Origin of the sequence: Marichromatium sp. AB31 (assembly GCF_003718685.1) — a bacterium.
In the GTDB taxonomy this organism is placed as follows: domain Bacteria; phylum Pseudomonadota; class Gammaproteobacteria; order Chromatiales; family Chromatiaceae; genus Marichromatium; species Marichromatium gracile.
Window position 1 is genome coordinate 1 of the sequence record NZ_RHFI01000032.1, and the last position, 19,253, is coordinate 19,253.

17 protein-coding genes and 1 riboswitch are annotated in these 19,253 nt (G+C 67.9%); of the genes, 13 read left to right on the forward strand and 4 right to left on the reverse strand.

What is annotated here, in order from left to right:
• Positions 1 to 464: 464 nt before the first annotated feature.
• A complete protein-coding gene (gene apbC, locus EBL84_RS15500; RefSeq protein WP_123141642.1) occupies positions 465 to 1,556 on the reverse strand; it encodes an iron-sulfur cluster carrier protein ApbC in 1,092 nt (363 codons plus the stop codon).
• A gap of 544 nt (positions 1,557 to 2,100) precedes the next feature.
• On the opposite strand from apbC, the gene metG reads away from it, so the two are divergent.
• From metG to EBL84_RS15555, 11 genes are all read left to right on the forward strand, one after another.
• Complete coding sequence (gene metG / locus EBL84_RS15505) at positions 2,101 to 4,152, forward strand: methionine--tRNA ligase (protein ID WP_123141643.1); 2,052 nt, start codon at positions 2,101 to 2,103, stop codon at positions 4,150 to 4,152.
• Between the two features lie 296 nt (positions 4,153 to 4,448).
• On the forward strand, positions 4,449 to 5,030 hold the full coding sequence (gene rsxA, locus EBL84_RS15510; RefSeq protein ID WP_062274135.1) for an electron transport complex subunit RsxA: 582 nt from the start codon (positions 4,449 to 4,451) through the stop codon (positions 5,028 to 5,030).
• Between the two features lie 18 nt (positions 5,031 to 5,048).
• The gene (rsxB, locus tag EBL84_RS15515) at positions 5,049 to 5,600 is read left to right on the forward strand and encodes an electron transport complex subunit RsxB (RefSeq protein WP_005224363.1); all 552 of its coding nucleotides are present in this window, start codon (positions 5,049 to 5,051) and stop codon (positions 5,598 to 5,600) included.
• A gap of 16 nt (positions 5,601 to 5,616) precedes the next feature.
• The gene (rsxC, locus tag EBL84_RS15520; RefSeq protein WP_123141644.1) at positions 5,617 to 7,212 is read left to right on the forward strand and encodes an electron transport complex subunit RsxC; all 1,596 of its coding nucleotides are present in this window, start codon (positions 5,617 to 5,619) and stop codon (positions 7,210 to 7,212) included.
• A gap of 56 nt (positions 7,213 to 7,268) precedes the next feature.
• Positions 7,269 to 8,315, forward strand: coding sequence for an electron transport complex subunit RsxD (gene rsxD, locus EBL84_RS15525; RefSeq protein ID WP_123141645.1), 1,047 nt, complete (start codon positions 7,269 to 7,271; stop codon positions 8,313 to 8,315).
• Entirely contained in the window at positions 8,312 to 8,983 is a 672-nt protein-coding gene (rsxG, locus tag EBL84_RS15530; RefSeq protein WP_123141646.1) for an electron transport complex subunit RsxG, read from the forward strand. Before rsxD ends, rsxG begins: the two co-directional genes overlap by 4 nt.
• Positions 8,983 to 9,687 (forward strand): electron transport complex subunit E, encoded by a 705-nt coding sequence (locus tag EBL84_RS15535; RefSeq protein WP_123141647.1) that lies wholly within the window; start codon positions 8,983 to 8,985, stop codon positions 9,685 to 9,687. Before rsxG ends, EBL84_RS15535 begins: the two co-directional genes overlap by 1 nt.
• 369 nt (positions 9,688 to 10,056) lie before the next feature.
• Positions 10,057 to 10,205, forward strand: a riboswitch (FMN riboswitch).
• 99 nt (positions 10,206 to 10,304) lie between these two features.
• Positions 10,305 to 11,009 (forward strand): 3,4-dihydroxy-2-butanone-4-phosphate synthase, encoded by a 705-nt coding sequence (gene ribB / locus EBL84_RS15540; protein ID WP_123141648.1) that lies wholly within the window; start codon positions 10,305 to 10,307, stop codon positions 11,007 to 11,009.
• Positions 11,010 to 11,226: 217 nt separating this feature from the next.
• On the forward strand, positions 11,227 to 12,417 hold the full coding sequence (locus EBL84_RS15545) for an LbtU family siderophore porin (protein WP_123141649.1): 1,191 nt from the start codon (positions 11,227 to 11,229) through the stop codon (positions 12,415 to 12,417).
• A 112-nt stretch (positions 12,418 to 12,529) separates the two neighbouring features.
• Complete coding sequence (gene dmeF / locus EBL84_RS15550) at positions 12,530 to 13,513, forward strand: CDF family Co(II)/Ni(II) efflux transporter DmeF (protein WP_123141650.1); 984 nt, start codon at positions 12,530 to 12,532, stop codon at positions 13,511 to 13,513.
• 149 nt (positions 13,514 to 13,662) lie between these two features.
• A complete protein-coding gene (locus EBL84_RS15555; protein ID WP_123141651.1) occupies positions 13,663 to 14,922 on the forward strand; it encodes an NAD(P)/FAD-dependent oxidoreductase in 1,260 nt (419 codons plus the stop codon).
• Positions 14,923 to 14,935: 13 nt separating this feature from the next.
• Here EBL84_RS15555 and EBL84_RS15560 read toward each other — a convergent pair whose 3' ends face one another.
• Positions 14,936 to 15,523, reverse strand: coding sequence for a YfbR-like 5'-deoxynucleotidase (locus EBL84_RS15560; RefSeq protein ID WP_123141652.1), 588 nt, complete (start codon positions 15,521 to 15,523; stop codon positions 14,936 to 14,938).
• A 405-nt stretch (positions 15,524 to 15,928) separates the two neighbouring features.
• Between EBL84_RS15560 and EBL84_RS15565 the strand changes: the two genes are divergently transcribed.
• Together EBL84_RS15565 and EBL84_RS15570 are read left to right on the forward strand one after the other, a co-directional pair.
• Positions 15,929 to 16,174, forward strand: a complete 246-nt coding sequence (locus tag EBL84_RS15565) for a DUF2835 domain-containing protein (RefSeq protein ID WP_123141653.1) — start codon at positions 15,929 to 15,931, stop codon at positions 16,172 to 16,174.
• Between the two features lie 57 nt (positions 16,175 to 16,231).
• Positions 16,232 to 17,593, forward strand: coding sequence for a DEAD/DEAH box helicase (locus tag EBL84_RS15570; protein WP_123141654.1), 1,362 nt, complete (start codon positions 16,232 to 16,234; stop codon positions 17,591 to 17,593).
• Positions 17,594 to 17,611: 18 nt separating this feature from the next.
• On the opposite strand, the gene EBL84_RS15575 is transcribed toward EBL84_RS15570, so the two are convergent.
• A complete protein-coding gene (locus EBL84_RS15575) occupies positions 17,612 to 18,358 on the reverse strand; it encodes a tellurite resistance TerB family protein (RefSeq protein ID WP_123141655.1) in 747 nt (248 codons plus the stop codon).
• A gap of 80 nt (positions 18,359 to 18,438) precedes the next feature.
• Positions 18,439 to 19,179 carry an S-adenosyl-l-methionine hydroxide adenosyltransferase family protein gene (locus tag EBL84_RS15580; RefSeq protein ID WP_190287988.1) on the reverse strand — a complete coding sequence of 247 codons (741 nt, stop codon included), beginning with the start codon at positions 19,177 to 19,179 and terminating at the stop codon, positions 18,439 to 18,441.
• Positions 19,180 to 19,253 lie beyond the last annotated feature (74 nt).

Sequence of the window (19,253 nt, forward strand, 5' to 3'; positions counted from 1 at the left end):
CTTGATCCTGGGCCAGTCCTCATACCCACTCGCCTTGTCCATGCAGGGTTTGCCCCTTGGATACCGTTCAGTGTCGAGACTGGCATGAGAAGAGAGATCGAGGGCTGAATCTTTGCGGCAAGGTCCAAGCCTTCAGTCGCAATCGAGCTGCCTCAATCTCGCGCGGTGGGAGCTAACCACCACGGGGAGGCAAGATACAAGCCGCAAAGGGCGCGAAGGGATTCAAGCTGCCAGCCATCAGCGGCCAGCCGCCAGTGGATGGTCGGCCTCGACGATAGCGCTACTCCCCATTCGCTGTCAGCGACCGGTTGGCGTGCGTTTCCGACCAACACTCGAAGACAGGCAGCCACTGGCGGCTGGAGGCTGATCACTGGAGGCTCTTCCCTTCTTCGCGCTCTTTGTGTCTTTGCGGTTCAACCGTTCCGACTGGCAGCTGGTCGCTGACCGCTGGCGACCCTCGAGCCTCAGTTGTTCTCGATCACGATGCGCGGGAACTTGGCCGCATAGTCCTTTGCCTGCAGCGAGAGCTTGGCGGCGGTCTTGCGGGCGATCTCGCGATAGATCTCGGCCGAGCGCGACTCGGGGGCAGCGACCACTGTCGGCTTGCCGCCATCGGCCTGCTCGCGGATGGCGATGTCGAGCGGCAGCGCACCGAGCAGGTCGACGCCGTACTGCTCGGACATCGCCTGCCCGCCGCCCTCGCCGAAGATGTGCTCCTCATGACCGCACTTGGAGCAGATATGCATGCTCATGTTCTCGACGATACCGAGCACCGGCACCTCGACCTTCTGGAACATCTTCAGCCCCTTGCGTGCATCAAGGAGGGCGATGTCCTGCGGCGTGGTGACGATCAGCGCGCCCGAGACCGGCACCTTCTGCGCCAGGGTCAGCTGGGTGTCGCCGGTGCCCGGCGGCAGGTCGATCACCAGATAGTCGAGCGCCGACCAGTTGGTGTCCTTGAGCAGCTGCTCGAGGGCCTGGGTGACCATCGGGCCACGCCAGATCATCGGCGTCTCCTCGTCGATCAGAAAACCGATCGACATCGCCTGCAGACCATAGCGCTGCATCGGCTCCAGGGTGTTGCCGTCGCGCGACTCGGGCTGACCGGTGATGCCGAGCATGCGCGGCTGCGAGGGACCGTAGATGTCGGCATCGAGCAGCCCGACCTTGGCGCCCTCGGCGGCGAGCGCCAGCGCCAGGTTGACCGCGGTGGTCGACTTGCCGACACCGCCCTTGCCCGAGGCCACGGCGATGATGTTCTTGACGTTGTCGATCGGCTTGAGCGACTTCTGCACCGCGTGCGCCTTGATCTCGGTGACGACCTCGACCTCGGCCTGCTCAACCCCGGGCAACGCGACGACGCGCTCGCGCACCGCCTCGGCGATCTGCGCGCGCACCCCGTCGGCGGGGAAACCGAGCGAGATGGCGATGCCGACCCGCCCCCCGTCGATGGTGATGTCACGCACGGCTTGGGCGGTCACCAGATCTTGGCCCAGGTGCGGCTCCTGGTAGGACTTGATGGCGTTCTCGATGGCTTCTCTGGTGGGTTCGGACATGCGGTACTCCGTGTGAGGACAGGTCCGCGCGCCGGAGGATGCGGGGCGGGCGCGCGGAGGATCCGTCGGCGACGACGCCGCGCGGGCTTGACGCCAGTGTTGGTATCAGAAAGCGCTAATTCAAGCGCAAAGCCGCGCGGCGGGGCAAGGGGATCCATCAGCTGCCAGCCTCCAGCCTCCAGCCTCCAGCCTCCAGCCTCCAGCCTCCAGTGGGGAAGCTTGGCATCGGCGGGCGGCGGCTGGTGGCTGATTGCGAGCTGCCAGCGCCCAGCGCTCAGCCTCCAGTGGGGAAGCTTGGCGCCGATGGCTGACGACTGGTGGCTGACGACTGACGGCTGATTGCAAGCTTCCAGCCCCCAGCTCTCAGCCTCCAGTGGGAAAACTTGGCGCCGGCGGCTGACGGCCGGCGGCTGACAGCTGGTGACTGGTGACTGGCGGCTGGTCGCTGGAAGCTGACCGCCGACGCCACCATGGCCGCTATCGCGCCAGTCGTGGAATAATAGCGGGCATTCACCCCCCGTTCCCGAATCATCCGAGCCCATTCATGAGCACGACCCGCGACATCCTGATCACCAGCGCCCTCCCCTATGCCAACGGCCCGATCCATCTCGGGCATCTGGTGGAGTACATCCAGACCGACATCTGGGCGCGCTTTCAGAAGATGCGCGGGCACAACTGCTGGTACGTCTGCGCCGACGACGCCCACGGCACCCCGATCATGCTGCGCGCACGCCAGGAGGGGATCGAGCCCGAGGCGCTGATCGCGCGCATCAGCGCCGAGCACCAGGCCGACTTCGCCGCCTTCCGCGTCGGCTTCGACAACTATCACTCGACCCACTCCGAGGAGAACCGGCACTACGCCGGGCTGATCTACGCCCGCAACCGCGACGCCGGCCATATCGAGCGGCGCACCATCACCCAGGCCTATGACCCGGTCGAGCAGATGTTCCTGCCCGATCGCTTCATCAAGGGCGAGTGTCCCAAGTGCGGCGCCGCCGACCAGTACGGCGACAACTGCGAGGCCTGCGGCGCGAGCTACTCGCCCAACGAGCTGAAGAACCCGCGCTCGGCCGTCTCTGGCGCGGTGCCCGAGCAGCGCGAGTCCGATCACTACTTCTTCAAGCTCGGCGACTTCGAGGAGATGCTCAAGGGCTGGACCCGTGGCGGCGGGCTGCAGACCCAGGTGGCCAACAAGCTCGACGAGTGGTTCGAGGCCGGGCTGCAGTCCTGGGACATCTCGCGCGACGCCCCCTACTTCGGCTTCGAGATCCCCGATCATCCGGGCAAGTTCTTCTACGTCTGGCTCGACGCCCCGATCGGCTACATGGCCAGCTTCCGGAACCTCTGCGACCGGCTCGGCGCCAGCCAGCCCGGGCTCGACTTCGAACGCTTCTGGGGCAGCGACTCCGAGGCCGAGCTCTATCACTTCATCGGCAAGGACATCGTCTACTTCCACGCCCTGTTCTGGCCGGCGATGCTCCACGGCGCCGGGTTCCGCACCCCCGACGCGGTGTTCGCCCACGGCTTCCTCACCGTCGACGGACAGAAGATGTCGAAGTCGCGCGGCACCTTCATCAAGGCGCGCACCTATCTCGACCATCTCGACCCCGAGTATCTGCGCTACTACTTCGCCGCCAAGCTCGGCGCCGGGGTCGACGACATCGACCTCAACCTCGAGGACTTCACCGCGCGAGTCAACGCCGATCTGGTCGGCAAGGTGGTCAACATCGCCAGCCGTTGCGCCGGTTTCATCACCAAGCGCTTCGACGGCAGGCTCGCCGACACCCTGGCCGCGCCCGAGCTGTTTGCCGAGTTCGCCGCCGCCGGCGAGCGCATCGCCGCCGCCTACGAGGGGCGCGAATACGCCCGCGCGGTGCGCGAGATCATGGCCCTGGCCGATCGCGCCAACCAGTACATCGACGAGCAGGCGCCCTGGGTGGTCGCCAAGCAGGACGGGCGCGAGCAGGAGCTGCACGGCATCTGCTCGATGGGGATCAACCTGTTCCGGCTGCTGATCGGCTATCTGCGCCCGATCCTGCCCGGCACCGCCGCCGACGCCGAGGCCTTCCTCCAGGTCGAGCCGCTGACCTGGTCGGTGCTCGCAACCCCCCTGCTCGGCCATGAGATCGCCCGCTTTAAGCCGTTGATGCAGCGCATCGAGCCGGCCCAGGTCGAGGCCATGATCGAGGCATCGAAGGAGGATCTGGCGGCCACCGCGCAACAGCAACCGGCGCCGGCCAACCCGCACCTCGAGGCCGATCCGATCGCCGAGACCATCGACTTCGAGACCTTCGCCAAGCTCGACCTGCGCATCGCCCGCATCGCCGCGGCCGAGCAGGTCGAGGGCGCGAAGAAGCTGCTGCGCCTGACCCTCGATCTCGGTGGCGAGACCCGCAACGTCTTCGCCGGCATCCGCGCCGCCTACGACCCGGCCGACCTCGAGGGCCGGCTGACGGTGATGGTCGCCAACCTCGCCCCGCGCAAGATGCGCTTCGGCGTCTCCGAGGGCATGGTGCTCGCCGCCGGCCCCGGCGGCAGCGACCTCTTCATCCTCTCGCCAGACAGCGGCGCCGAGCCGGGGATGCGGGTGAAGTGATCGCGGGCCGGGGCCGCGCCCCCGGTGTGATCGGGAACCTGCGGGCGCCACCGGTTGACGAATGCGGTGGAGTCCGCCCGCGCCAATCCCCACAATCCACGCGGTGACAGCCCGAACCCGAGGGGTTCAGACTGGATGCAGCACCCCGCATCCCGGCCGGGGCCGTGCACTCGGCCACGGCGGTTGTCGCGGTTCATGCGGGCGCGTATTCTTAGAGAATTTCGCCCGCCTCGTCGGTGCCTCTCGCGCGCGAGCGCGTCATCGACCCCGAGTCTCAATTCCGATACGAAGACGGCATGACTGAATACGCGCTCATCCTGGTCGGGACGGTCCTGGTCAACAACTTCGTTCTGGTCAAGTTCCTTGGCCTGTGCCCCTTCATGGGGGTGTCGAAGAAGCTCGAGACGGCCGCCGGCATGGGTCTGGCCACCACCTTCGTGCTGACCCTCTCCTCGATCAGCTCCTGGCTGGTCAACGAGTATCTGCTGGTGCCGCTCGGCATCGAGTATCTGCGCACCATCGCCTTCATCCTGGTGATCGCCGTGGTGGTGCAGTTCACCGAGACGGTGATGCACAAGACCAGCCCGGTGCTCTATCAGGTGCTCGGTATCTTCCTGCCGTTGATCACCACCAACTGCGCCGTGCTCGGCGTCGCGCTGCTCAACCTGCAGGCCGATCACACCCTGGTCGAGGCCACCCTCTACGGCTTCGGCGCCGCGCTCGGCTTCTCGCTGGTGCTGACCCTGTTCGCGGCGATCCGCGAGCGAGTGGCCGTCGCCGACGTCCCCGAACCCTTCCAGGGCAGCGCCATCGCCCTGGTCACCGCCGGCCTGATGTCGCTCGCCTTCATGGGCTTCGCCGGCCTGGTCGCGAACTGATTTGAACGCCCGAGAGCCATGCTGACCGCCATCCTCGCCTTCGCCGCACTCTCCGCCGTGTTCGGGCTGCTGCTCGGCTACTCGGCGATTCGCTTCCACATCGAGGGCGACCCGATCGCCGACCAGATCGACGCCCTGCTGCCGCAGACCCAGTGCGGCCAGTGCGGCCACCCCGGTTGCCGTCCCTATGCCGAGGCCGTCGCCCGCGGCGAGGACGACATCAACAAGTGCACCCCGGGCGGCGAGGCCACCGTACAGGCGCTGGCCGATCTGCTCGGTCGCGACCCGGTGGCGCTCGACGCCGAGGAGAAGCTGCCGGCGGTCGCCCACATCGACCCGCAGAACTGCATCGGCTGCACCAAGTGCCTGCAGGCCTGCCCGGTCGACGCCATCGTCGGCGCGGCCAAGCAGCTCCATGCCGTGCTCGACGAGGCCTGCACCGGCTGCGAGCTGTGCCTCGCGCCCTGCCCGGTCGACTGCATCAGCATGGTGCCGGTGGCCACCGATATCCGCTCCTGGCGCTGGCCCTATCCGCAGCAACAGGACGACTCCCGGCGCGCGGCCGCCTGATCCACGAGGAGCCGACATGGCAGCCAACCCCGTACCCTCCAGCGAGCGTCGTCTGTGGACCTTCCACGGCGGCATCCACATCGCCGACGAGAAGGCGTTGTCGAACGCCAGCGAGATCGCCGTCGCGCCCATCCCGAAGCAGCTGGTGATCCCGCTGCAGCAGCACATCGGCGCCTCGGCGCGGGTGCTCGTCGCAGTCGGCGATCGCGTCCTCAAGGGCCAGTGCATCGCCGCCGCCGATGGCTATGTCAGCGCCCCGGTGCACGCCTCGAGTTCGGGCACCGTGATCGCCATCGAGGAGCGACCGGTGCCGCACCCCTCGGGACTCTCGGCGCTCTGCGCGGTGATCGAGACCGATGGCGAGGATGCCTGGGCCGAATTGCCCGAACCCATGACCCACTATGCCCAGCTCGATCCGGCCGAGGTGCGCGAGCGCATCCGCTGGGCCGGGGTGGTGGGCATGGGTGGGGCCTCCTTCCCCACCGGGGTCAAGCTCAACCCCGGTCCGGACCGGCGCATCGACACCCTGGTGATCAACGGCGCCGAGTGCGAGCCCTACATCACCTGCGATGACCGGCTGATGCGCGAGCGCGCCAGCCGCATCCTCGAGGGGGTGCGGATCATGCGCCACCTGCTCGGCGGCCCCGAGGTGCTGATCGGCATCGAGGACAACAAGCCCGAGGCGATCGCGGCGATGCGCTTCGCCCTCGGCGAGAGCGACCTGCGTGCCAGCGCCGAGGTGGTGGCCATCCCCACGCTCTACCCGAGCGGCGGCGAGAAGCAGCTCATCCGCATCCTCACCGGCAAGGAGGTGCCGAGCCACGGCATCCCGGCGCAGATCGGCATCGTCTGCCAGAACGTCGGCACCGCGCACGCGGTGGCCGAGGCGGTGCTCGACGGACGCCCGCTGATCTCGCGCGTGGTCACCGTCACCGGGCGCGCGATCACCGCGCCGCGCAATCTCGAGGCGCGCATCGGCACCCCGGCGACCGACCTCATCGCCTGCTGCGACGGTTATCGCGAACAGCCGCGCAAGCTCGTCTGTGGCGGCCCGATGATGGGCTTCGAGCTGGGAGAGCAAGGGGTTCCGGTGACCAAGCCGGTCAACTGTCTGCTCGCGCTCACCGCCGCCGAGGCCCCGGATCCCGGCCCGGCGCTGGCCTGCATCCGCTGCGGGCGCTGCGCCGACGCCTGCCCGGCCAACCTGCTGCCCCAGCAGCTCTACTGGTTCGCCCGCGCCAAGGACTTCGACCACGCCCAGGACTACAACCTGTTCGACTGCATCGAGTGCGGCTGCTGCGCCCAGGTCTGTCCCAGCCACATCCCGCTGGTGCAGTACTACCGCTATGCCAAGACCGAGGTGTGGGCGCGCGAGCAGGAAAAGCGCAAGGCCGAGGAGGCACGCCAGCGCCACGAGGCCAAGCAGGCCCGTCTCGAGCGCCAGGAGCGCGAACGTCAGGCGCGGATGCGCCAGAAGAAGGAGGCGCTCGCCGCCAAGGCCAAGGCCGAGAGCGGCACCAGCAGCGAGGCCAAGCAGGCGGCGATCGCCGCGGCGCGCGCCCGCGCCGCAGCCAAGCAGCAAGGCGCCGGCGAACCGACCAACGGCGCCTGAGCGCCGCCGACGGCGCCCCACCGATCCCGCAACCCTTTCGAGCTTCGTGAATCCGCATGACTAGCACACTGATCTCCTCCCCCCACGTCCCTCGGGTCAACCGGGTCGATCGCGTCATGCTCCAGGTGCTGCTCGCGCTGGTGCCCGGGGTGCTGGCGATGACCTGGTTCTTCGGCTGGGGCGTGCTCGTCAACGTCACCCTCGCGGTCGGTTTCGCGGTGATCGCCGAGGCGCTGGTGCTGCTGCTGCGCCGTCGTCCGGTGCTGCCGGCGCTGGGTGATCTCAGCGCGGTGGTCACCGCGGTGCTGTTCGCCATCTCGGTGCCGCCGACCCTGCCCTGGTGGATGACGCTGCTGGGGATGTTGTTCGCCATCGTGCTGGTCAAGCAGCTCTACGGCGGGCTCGGCTACAACCCCTTCAACCCGGCCATGGCCGCCTATGTCTTCCTGCTGGTCTCCTACCCGGTGGCGATGACCAGCTGGCTCGCCCCCGAACTGCTCTCGGGGATCGACCTGTCGTTCGGCGACTCGCTGGCGATGATCCTCCATCAGGTGCTGCCCGCCGGGGTCGACTGGGACGCGGTGACCGCCGCGACCCCGCTCGACGAGATGCGCACCCAGCTCGACGAGCAGCTGACCATCGCCGAGATCCGTGACCAGAGCGCGCTCTGGGGCGTGTTCGGCGGTCGTGGCTGGGAGTGGGTCAACGCCGCCTTTCTGCTTGGCGGTGCCTATCTGCTGTGGCGTCGCACCATCACTTGGCACATCCCGGTGTCGATGCTCGCCGGGTTGCTCTCGCTGGCCACCCTGTTCTGGCTGATCGATCCGCAGACCCACCCCTTCCCGGCCTTCCATCTGTTCAGCGGCGCGGCCATCCTCGGCGCCTTCTTCATCGCCACCGACCCGGTCACCGCCACCACCACCCGCCGCGGCCAGCTGATCTATGGCGCCTGCATCGGCGCCACGGTGTTCGTGATCCGCACCTGGGGCGGCTACCCCGATGCGGTCGCCTTCGCGGTGCTGTTGATGAACATCGCCGCCCCCACCATCGACTACTACACCCAGCCACGCGTCTTCGGACACGGTAGAGAACGCGCCCGATGAAGATCAGACCTATCCTGCTCGCCGCCTTCGTACTCAGCGCCTTCGCGGTCAGTGGTGTCGCCCTGGTGGTGATCACCCAGGCGGTCATGGACGATCGCATTGCCGAGAACCAGCGCCAGGCCATGGAGCGCAAGCTCGCGGCCATCCTCCCCGCCGGTCGCGCCGACAACGACCCGCTCACCGACACCATCGAGGTCAGCGCCCGCGAACTGCTCGGCGCCGACACCACCCGCGTCTACCGGGTGCGCCAAGGTGACGAACCGGTCGCGGTGATCCTCGAACCGGTGGTCCCCGACGGCTATGCCGGCCCCATCCGCCTGCTGGTCTCGGTGCTCACCGACGGCACCGTCGGCGGTGTACGGGTGCTCTCGCACCACGAGACCCCCGGGCTCGGCGACAAGATCGAGGAGGCCAAGTCCGACTGGGTCTACGGCTTTGCCGGCACCTCGCTCGGCGACCCGCCGATCGAGCGCTGGGGGGTGAAACGCGATGGCGGCGACTTCGACCAGTTCACCGGCGCAACCATCACCCCGCGCGCCATCGTCAAGGCGGTCAAGAACACCCTGATCTATGTCGATCAGCAGGGCGCACGTCTCTATCAGGAGGCATCCTCCCAGCCCCAGACCGCGAACCGATCCGTCACCGCAACCGACCAGGAGGCCTCCTGATGGCGAAGGACCAGGGCTATCTGCCGCTCGTCACCGAGGGCCTGTGGCACAACAACCAAGCGTTGGTCGCCCTGCTCGGGCTCTGCCCGTTGCTGGCGACCACCACCAGCGCGACCAATGGTCTCGGCATGGGGCTGGCGACCACCGCGGTACTGGTGCTCTCCAACGTCACCATCTCGCTGATCCGCAATCTGGTGCGCCCCGAGGTACGACTGCCGGTGTTCGTGCTGGTGATCGCCTCCTTCGTCACCGCCGTCGAGCTGACCATCCAGGCGCACTTCTACGAGCTCTATCTGGTGCTCGGGTTGTTCATCCCGCTGATCGTCACCAACTGCGCGATCATCGGCCGCGCCGAGGCCTTCGCCTCGAAAAACCGCGTCGACCGCGCCCTGGTCGACGGTCTGGCGATGGGAGTGGGCTTCACCCTGGTGCTGATGGCGCTCGGCGCGCTGCGCGAGCTTGCCGGTCAAGGCACCCTCTTCTACCAGGCCCACCTGTTGCTCGGCGAGGCGGCGCGCGGGCTCACCATGACCCTCGGCGACGACTTCCAGGGCGCGCTGATCGCGATCCTGCCGCCCGGTGCCTTCATCGGTCTGGGGCTGCTGATCGCGCTCAAGAACCTGATCGACAAGTGGGCGAGTCTGTTTGCCCGCTGGCGCGCCCGGCACACGGCGCCGGCAGCGGCCGAACCGAGTCTGGGCTGAGGCAGCGCACGGCCCGATTGCCAAAGCGCGGCATAGCCCCCATAGTATTCAGGGGAATAGGATCCATCCGTTCCCCGGGTGCCGGTCTGCTCCGGCACCGCAGCGATGCAGGGAGGCATCGTCCAGACGGCCCATCAGGGTCGGCTATCACGATGGACCGACGGGGCAAGGTCCCCGTTCAGCGTTGCGGCGAGGGCCTCCGGCCATCGATCGCCGCCAGCCATGCAACCATTGAGTGAACGATCGCGCGCGGGATCCTAGGATTCCGCACTCAGCACCTTGGGAAGCGACGCCTCCGGCCGTCTCGGCCAGTACCGTCGCCGCCGGGGCCCGCGCCATGCAGCCCCGGCTCGATCAGACTCAAGGCGCACCTATTCTCGGGGCAGGGTGAAATTCCCGACCGGCGGTGACTCCGCAACAGCGGACAGCCCGCGAGCGCCTGCCGTGACACGGCAGGGTCAGCAGACCCGGTGAGACTCCGGGGCCGACGGTTAGAGTCCGGATGACAGAGGATAGGGTCGCGACCCGGTCCGTCCCCTCGCGGGGGCGCGACCGCGCTGTGCCCGCTCCCCTTCACTGCCCTGATTCAGATCACTCGAACGTCGTTTCAGCGAGCCATGAATCAGATTCAAGCCTTTCCCCTACTCAACCGTTTCGGTGATCCCGAAACGCGTGTCGCCAACGCCATCGCCGCCCTGCGCGCAGGCTCCGGCGTCCTGCTCGTCGACGACGAAGACCGCGAGAACGAGGGCGACCTCATCTTCCCGGCCGAGACCATCGAGCCGGCACAGATGGCGCTGCTCATCCGCGAGTGCAGCGGCATCGTCTGTCTCTGTCTCGAGGAGGCGCGGCTGCGCCAGCTCGAGCTGCCGATGATGGTCGAGGACAACACCAGTCGTAACGGCACCGCCTTCACCGTCACCATCGAGGCCCGCGAGGGCGTGACCACCGGCGTGTCGGCGGCCGATCGCGTCACCACCATCCGTACCGCGATCGCCCCGAACGCCCGCCCCGAGGACCTCGCGCGTCCCGGTCATGTGTTCCCGCTGCGCGCCCGACCCGGCGGCGTGCTGGCGAGACGCGGTCACACCGAGGGCACCGTCGACCTGATGCGTCTGGCCGGCTTCACCCCCGCCGGCGTGCTCTGCGAGCTGACCAACCCCGACGGCACCATGGCACGACTGCCGGAGATCGTCGACTTCGCACTGCGTCACCAGATGCCGGTGCTGACCATCGAGGATCTGGTCGCCTACCGTCAGCGCACCGAATCGGCTCCATCGATCGACCAGCTGGATGCCGCACTGGCCCGCGAGTCGGCCTGACCCCTCTCCGTCGCGGCGCCCCCACGCCGCGACTGCTCCAACCCCATCGTACGATCGAGACCGCCCCGCAACACCGGGGCGGGTCTTTGACAATCGCCATCTTGCCAATGTATAAACGAAAACGATTTGCGTTTGTGCATTCTCCGCGCATCGAACGCCGATCATGCTTTGCTTTGCGCCTTTCCGTTCGTGATTGTTTCTCAGGGGAAATAACAAGATGTCAGTTCGTACACTCTCGGCCGCGGTCGCACTCGCGATCGCCGGTCAGGTCCCGGCCTATGCCGATACGCTCGAGCAGCGGGTCGCGCGCCTGGAGCAGCAGAATCAGGCCCAGGCGAAACTGATCGCCGAGCAGCAGGCCGCCCTTGAGGGTACACCCGAGCGGGTCAAGAAACTCGAGACCGCACTCGAGGAGCGACGCACGGAACAGAACTGGGGGACCGGCTGGTTCCAGCGCATCGAGATCGCCGGCCTGATCGAGGTCGAGGCCAACCACACCAGCCCCTATGTCGGCAGCGACGAGAGCGACATCGTGCTGGCGACCTTCGAGCTCGGCATCTCGGCACAGGTCAACGACTGGGTCGAGGCCAATGCCTCGCTGCTCTACGAGGAGGATGACACCGATCTCGAGGTCGACAACGCCTATATCACCATTGCCAACCTCGAGCACAGCCCGCTGTTTCTCACCGCCGGTCAGTTCTACGTGCCCTTCGGCGCCTACGAGACCAACCTGGTCTCCGATCCGCTGACCCTGGAGATCGGCGAGGCGCGCGAGACCGCGCTCCAGGTCGGCTTCGTCCACGGCGACTTCAACGGCAGCGTCTACGCCTTCAACGGCGACCGCAAGATCGATGGCGAGAACGAGATCGGCAGCTGGGGCGCCAACCTCGGCTTCGCCCAGGCCTTCGATGATCGCGCCTGGAGCCTCGGCCTCGGCTACATCAGCGACCTCGGCGACTCCGACACCCTGCAGGACACCATTGCCGACAATCGCGCCGGGCTGGTGGATGCCAGCGAGCGTACCGGCGGGTGGACCGCCAATGCCTCGGCCACCTTCGGTCCCTTCAACCTGATCGGTGAGTACCTCGCCGCCACCGAAGAGTTCGAGGTCGACAGCCTGAGCTTCGAGGGCGAGGGTGCCAAGCCCAGCGCCTGGAACATCGAGGCCGGCTATACCTTCGAGGTGATGGGCAAGGAGGTGGTCGCCGCCGCGGCCTATCAGGGCACCACCGAGGCCGTCGCGCTGGAGCTACCCGAGGAGCGCTGGCTGGTCGGCGTCTCGGTCGGCGTGTTCGACAACACCGCCGTGTCGCTGGAATGGTCGCACGACACCGACTACGATCGTGCCGAGGGCGGCACCGGCGAGTCCGGCAACACCATCCTGGCCAAGCTCGCCGTCGAGTTCTGAGCCAGGACGAAGACCGCACCGCCTCGCCGTCGGGGGGCGGCGGGTGCGGCGCGGGACCCGGGGCTGGTCGAGCCGGTCCCGACGATGGCAACCCGCAGGAGTCGCCCCCGAGATGCACATCCATACCCTCGAACGCTGGCAACACCACCACGACTTCGCGGTCCACAACGACCGTGGCGAGCGCAACACCTATTATGTGTTGCTGCTGACCGCCGTGGTGATGGTGATCGAGATCCTCGCCGGCACCGTCTATGGCTCGATGGCCCTGCTCGCCGACGGCTGGCACATGGGCACCCATGTCGCCGCCTTCCTCATCGCCATCCTCGCCTATCGCTATGCCGCGCGGCACGCCCACGACCCCGCTCACAGCTTCGGCACCGGCAAGGTCAACGTGCTCGGCGGCTTCGCCAGCGCCATCGCACTCGGCACCGTGGCGCTGATGATGCTGATCGAGTCGGTGCAACGACTGATCGACCCGCAGACCATCCACTTCAACGAGTCGATCCTGGTCGCCCTGCTCGGGCTCGCGGTCAACCTCGCCAGCGCCCTGCTGCTCAAGGACGCGCACCACCACCATCATCACGGTCATGACCACGGCCACCATCACGATCACGATCACGACGACCATGAGCACGAGCACGACCATGGCCACGACCACAACCTGCGCGCGGCCTATGTACACGTCATCGCCGATGCCATGACCTCGCTGCTGGCGATCGCCGCGCTGCTCGCCGGCAAGCTGCTCGGCTGGCACTGGCTCGACCCGGTGATGGGCATGGTCGGCGCCATCATCATTGCCGTCTGGGCCTATGGACTGCTGCGCGAGAGCGCACCGATCCTGATCGACGCAAGCATCGAGGCACCCTACCGCGAGGCGATCCGCGCAGCGATCGAGGCCGATGCCGACAATCGCGTCGCCGACATCCATGTCTGGCGGATCGGCGCCAACCACTATGCCGCCATCCTCTCGCTGGTGACCCACGAGCCACGACCGGTGGAGCACTACAAGCGCCTGCTCGCCGACTTCGACCGCATCGCCCACCTCACCATCGAGGTCAACGCCTGCGCCGGACCCTCCTGCCTGACACAGCGCTGACGAGAGCCCCACGCGGCCGACGCGCGCGACGCTGGAACTCGACGACGATCGCCACAACCTGAGATCCAGAGTCACCCACATTCACGCGCCGCGCCGCCCCGCCCGAGACGGCGCACTCCGGTCGCGGCGCAATCAGATCGAGGCACCCCATGGACGCAGACGTCATCGTCATCGGCGCCGGACTCTCCGGTCTCGCCTGCGCCATCCATCTTCGCAAGGCCGGGATCGAGCCCTTGGTGCTCGAGGCCGGCGACCAGGTCGGTGGCCGCGTCGCCACCGAGCGCCGCGACGGCTTCCTGCTCGACCGCGGCTTCCAGGTCCTGCAGACCTGGTACCCCGAGGCCCGGCGCATGCTCGACTATCAGGCTCTCGACCTGCGCCCCTTCTACCCAGGCGCATTGAGCTGGTTCGACGGTCGGCTGCACCGCGTCAGCGATATCTGGCGACGCCCGCTGCGCCTGCCCCAGATGCTCGTCTCGCCGGTCGGCACCGCCGCCGACAAGTTACGGCTGCTGCGACTCCGTCACCAGGCACTCGCCGGCGATCTCGCCGCACTCTACGCCCGCCCCGAGACCAGCGCTGCGGCGCGACTCGAGGCACTCGGCTTCTCGCCACGGATCCGCGAGCGCTTCTTCCTGCCGTTCTTCTCCGGGGTCTTCTTCGACCCGGAGCTCGCGGTCTCGAGCCGGGCCTTCGAGTTCGTCTTTCGCGCCTTTGCGCTCGGCGACACCGCGCTACCCGCGGGGGGGATGGCACAGATCCCACGCCAGCTCGCCACCCGGCTGCCGAACGGGACCATCCGACTCGGCAGCCGGGTCGAGCGGATCGAGCGCGATCGCGTACTGCTCGAATCGGGACAGCGACTACGCGCCCGCGCCGTGGTGATCGCCACCGACGTCAACGCCGCCGCGCATCTGCTCGACGAGCCCCAGCGCCCGATGCGCGCCACCACCTGCTTCCACTTCGCCGCGCCGCAGCCACCGCTCGAGGGCAACGCGCTGGTGATCAATGGCAGCGGCCACGGGGTGGTCAACAGCCTGCTGTGCCCGAGCAACCTCTCCGAGCACTATGCCCCGCCCGAACGCGCCCTGGTGACGGTCAACTGTCTCGGTGCGACCCATAACCCGGACACCCTGGAGACACAGATCAGACAGGAGCTGGCGGACTGGTTCGGAGAGGCCGTCGGCGGCTGGGAGCGACTCGCGGTCCATCGCATCCCTCAGGCGTTGCCGCTCCAGCAGCCACCGGTACAGTCGCTGCGAACGGCCCCGCAACGGGGCGAGCGAGTCTGGGTGTGCGGAGAGATGGCGGGGCCGACCTCGATCCACTGGGCGCTGAGCAGTGGCCGGCTCGCCGCCGAGGCGGTGGTCGGCAGCGTCCGGCCGCGCGCGGTGCGTCAGCACGTCTGAACGCGCACGCCGCTCACTCGAACAGCAAACGGTTGTCGGTACCGGCGCAGCCGGCCATCTCGGCATAGAGACGCTCGGCCTGGGTCCAGTCGAGCGCAGGGAAGACCGCCCGCGCCTCGGCGAGCTTGTCGCGCAGCGCCGTCTCGCTCTTGTCGGCGACCGCTGCGGCATGGGCACCGATGCCCTCCTCGCGGATGAACAGACAGGCATCCATCAGATCGGCGAGCTTGACGATGAAGGCCAGCGGCGTGTGGCGCAACGCCTGCTTGCGCGCGATCACCTCAGGGGCGATCTCGCGCTCGATCCGTTCCAGCGGATCGGCGCGACCGGCGACCTCGGCCACGCGACGCTTCAGCGGCGAGGGCATATCGCCCATCAACAACTCCGGGGCATCGTGGAGCAAGGCATATTCCAGGGCCTGCAGCCGCACCTCGGGGCCGGGGTCCTCGGGCATCACCCGCGAGAGCAGCTCGCGGGTGATCATCGCGACCAGATAGTGGTGCTCGGCAAGCGTCTGGTTGCGCGCGCAGCGTACCGAGTGCCAGCGGGTGACATGACCGGAGCGGGCGATGTCACGCATGTTGAGCTTGAGGTCCTGCATCACGGCCATCCATCGGACAGGGGGCATCCCATGCTGACCGAGTCGAGCGACGGGCGCAACGGCGTCAGAAACCGGTGACCGCGGCCTCGATCCCCTGGGTCCACCCCAGGCCCATCAAGGACACCAACACCATACCCGCGGCCATTGAACCACCCAGGAACGCACGCATCTCTCATCTCTCCTTCGGGGACTGCCCCCATGACGTTCGACCGATTCTCTCCCCGTCGACGACGGGCGGGATGCCGCCGCGAATCGCGGCCGACATCCATATCAATAGAGATAACGTCTCTCATTCTTTTTTCAATGAGCGCGGTATCCGGCACGACCGGGTCGCGGCCGGACAGGAGCCGACGGTACGGCTACAATGTGCCGATCACCGCGCCACGGCGCGCTCCAGACCCAACGATGCAACGCTACTACTTCACCCTCGACATCCCGGCCAGCGAGTATCTGCGCTACTACAGCGGCGCTGCGGCACGGGTACTGGTCAAGGTCCACGACGGTCGCACCCTGTCACTGCCGGCGGTGAACCTGCGTCGCTTCGTCACCAACGCGGGGATTCGAGGCGCCTTCTGTCTCACCGTCGACGACGATCAGCGCTTCGTCTCCCTCGAACGCCAGGAGCGCGCCACGCCCGGCGTGCGCGCCTGAACCGCCGCCGTCCAGATCCAGCCCTTCCCGGGCATGTCAGAACATCAGGTTTCCCCCATGAACACGAATTTCTCCGACTATCCGCTCGATCCCTCGCTGCTGCGTGGCATCGAGCAGGCAGGCTATGCGCAGCCGACCCCGGTCCAGGAGGCGGTGCTCGAGCCCGCCCTCGATGGTCGCGACCTGATGGTGTGCGCCGCCACCGGCTCGGGCAAGACCGCCGCCTTCCTGCTGCCGATGATGCAGCACATGCTCGAGACCCCCAAGGCCGACGGCGGCACCCGGGCGCTGATCCTGGTACCGACCCGCGAGCTGGCGCGTCAGGTACGCGAGCACTTCATGCGCATCGGCGGTCACACCCGCCTCGGCGTCGACGTCATCACCGGCGGTGACTCGCGCGCCCACCAGATCGCGTCCCTGCGCAGGAACCCGGAGTTCCTGATCGCGACCCCGGGACGGTTTCGCGAGATGCTCGAGCACAATCGCACCGAGCTCGACGATCTCGAGTTCCTGGTGCTCGACGAGGCCGACCGGATGCTCGAGATGGGTTTCGTCGAGGACGTCGTGACCATCATCCAGAACAGCAACCCGGAGCGTCAGTCGCTGCTGTTCTCCGCCACCCTGGAGCGACGCGGACTGGAGCGGATCACCGCAATCCTGCTCGACGACCCGCTGCGATTGACCCTCGACGCGGTCCGCGAGGCCCATCCCGACATCCGTCACCAGTGCCTGCTCAGCGACGAGGTCGCGCACAAGCGCGAGCAGCTGCGCTGGCTACTCGCCAACGAGACCTTCGAGAAGGCGCTGGTGTTCGTCAACAGCCGCGACCTGGCCACCGAGCTCGGCGGCTGGCTCGGCGCCCAGGGTGAGCGCGTCGCCGTGCTCCACGGCGAGCTTGAGCAGCGCGAGCGCAACCGGGTGATGGGACTGCTCCACCAGGGCAAGGTGCGGGTGCTGGTGGCCACCGATCTGGCCGCGCGCGGGATCGACGTCCCCGGGGTGGAGCGGGTGTTCAACCTCGAGGTCCCACGCAACGGCGAGGACTATCTGCATCGCACTGGGCGCACCGGACGTGCCGGTGAGCAGGGCGTCGCCGTGAACCTGGTCGGCCCGACCGAATGGAACCGCATGGAGAGCATCAGCCGCTTCCTCGGACTCGCGCTCGAGTGGCGCGCGATCGACGGGCTGGAGGCACGGTTCAAGGGACCGGCGGCGAAGAAACGGCGCAAGACCCCGGCCAGCCGGGTCAAGGCCAAGAAGACAACGGCACGCGCCGCCACCAAGGACAAGGACAAGCAGCGTCACCGCGACCGCAAGAACATCGGCAAGCGCCGCGCCCCCTCGGGCAAGGCCGTCGAGGCCGGTCACGCCCCACTGAGCCGCAAACGCCGCGACGAGGGCGGGACGGAGGAGCGCTGAGTCGAACCCGGCGCGCCCTCAGCCGGCGACCCCGAGGGCGCGCTGAAGCTGAGCGGTGACCTCGGGGGTCAGGCCGGTGCGTGCGGCCAGGCCGTCGAGATAGGCGCGCTCCTCCGGGGTATCGACCTCGATCGCCAGCAGCGAGGCGGCATAGACCTCGGCGGCCGTCTCCCGGTCCGGGATCTCGGCGGCGAAGGCGTCGAGGTCGAGCGGGCGCACCAGTTCATCGGCGAGCCATTGACGCACCTGCGCCTCGAGTCCGCTCGCCGCGGCCTGGTCGACGATCCGCTGCATCTCGTCGACCCCGATCTGACCGTCGGACTTCGCGGCATTGATCATCGCCCGCACCAGCAGCCGCGCCTTGTCGTCACGCGCGGCATCAGCCTGCACCGGCTCGGGCAGCGCCGCTGGTGGTACCGGCACCGGGGCAGCGCCCTGCCCCTCGGCGCTGGCGTTGGTCAGCGCCTTGTAGGCCACCCCGGCGAGCATCGCCAGGGCACCGCCGGTGAGCGCACCACGCACGGCATCGCCACCGCCACCGAGCACCGAGCCGAGCGCAGCCCCCAGCCCACCGGCTTGGAGCGGGTTGTCGGCAGCCTGACCGAGCACCCCGCGCGCACCATCGAGCAGCGCGCTCAGACCACCCCCGCCACCCTCGCCGGGCGTGGTGGAGAGCTGCCCCAGCCCCTGGCTGAGACGCTGCGCTCCACTGCCGGAGAGGTTGTTCTGTAACAGTGAACCGAGTAGATCACCGAAGCCTGCCATGCCTTGACTCCCACCGAGTTGGGCGCGACGCACGCCGCGCACGGATGCCATCACTCTAGCACCTGGAACGCGTCGCACCGTCACCCCGGCATGATGAATGGCCCGACCGGATCACCGGGAACCAGCCCCAGGGCACCATCGGCGCGCCCCTGATTGACCGCGATCTCGACCAGCCCGAGCGCATTCTCGTACCAGAAGGCCTCACCCGGATCGACCGCACAGAAGGTTCGCGCCCAGGGCAACAGACGCTCGCCGACACGCAGGGATTGCGCATGGCCGACCGGTCGCAGACCGGTCATCAGGTTGCCATAGTGGTCGGCATAGAGGACCCGATCGAGCGTCTTCGACCAGTCATGCCCCACGGGTCGATCGAGCCGGGTGGCGCCGACGTCCTCGCCCCGACACAGTCGCGCGGCCACCGGCAGGAACCAGTCACGCCCATGGAAGGTCGCGCTGCGCCGCGACGGCAGCCAGCCGATTCGCCAGCACTGCCCCGCTCCGGCCATCAGGTGCGGCGCGAGCAGACCATTATCGGGGGCAACGAACCAGTCCTCGCCGACGCGCGCGATGACACCGTCACGCGCCCCACCGACGCCGGGATCGACCACGCAGAGATAAAGGGTACGCGGGGGCATGTCGCGCGCTAGCGCCGGCAGCAGATAAGCAGCGAGATCGGGACGGAAGGGTGGCAGGTCGTGGACCAGGTCGATCACCGCATGATCGGGCAGGCTGGCGTCGAGTGCGGCCTGCATCTGCCCGAGATAGGGACCAGCACCGAAATCGGTGACCAGGGCGATGCGTTCGATGACCGGAACTTCCATCAGGATGGACCTCGCGCAGCAAATTCGAGACGAAAAAAAACCGGGCAAATGCCCGGTTTTTTTCATGCGGTAAC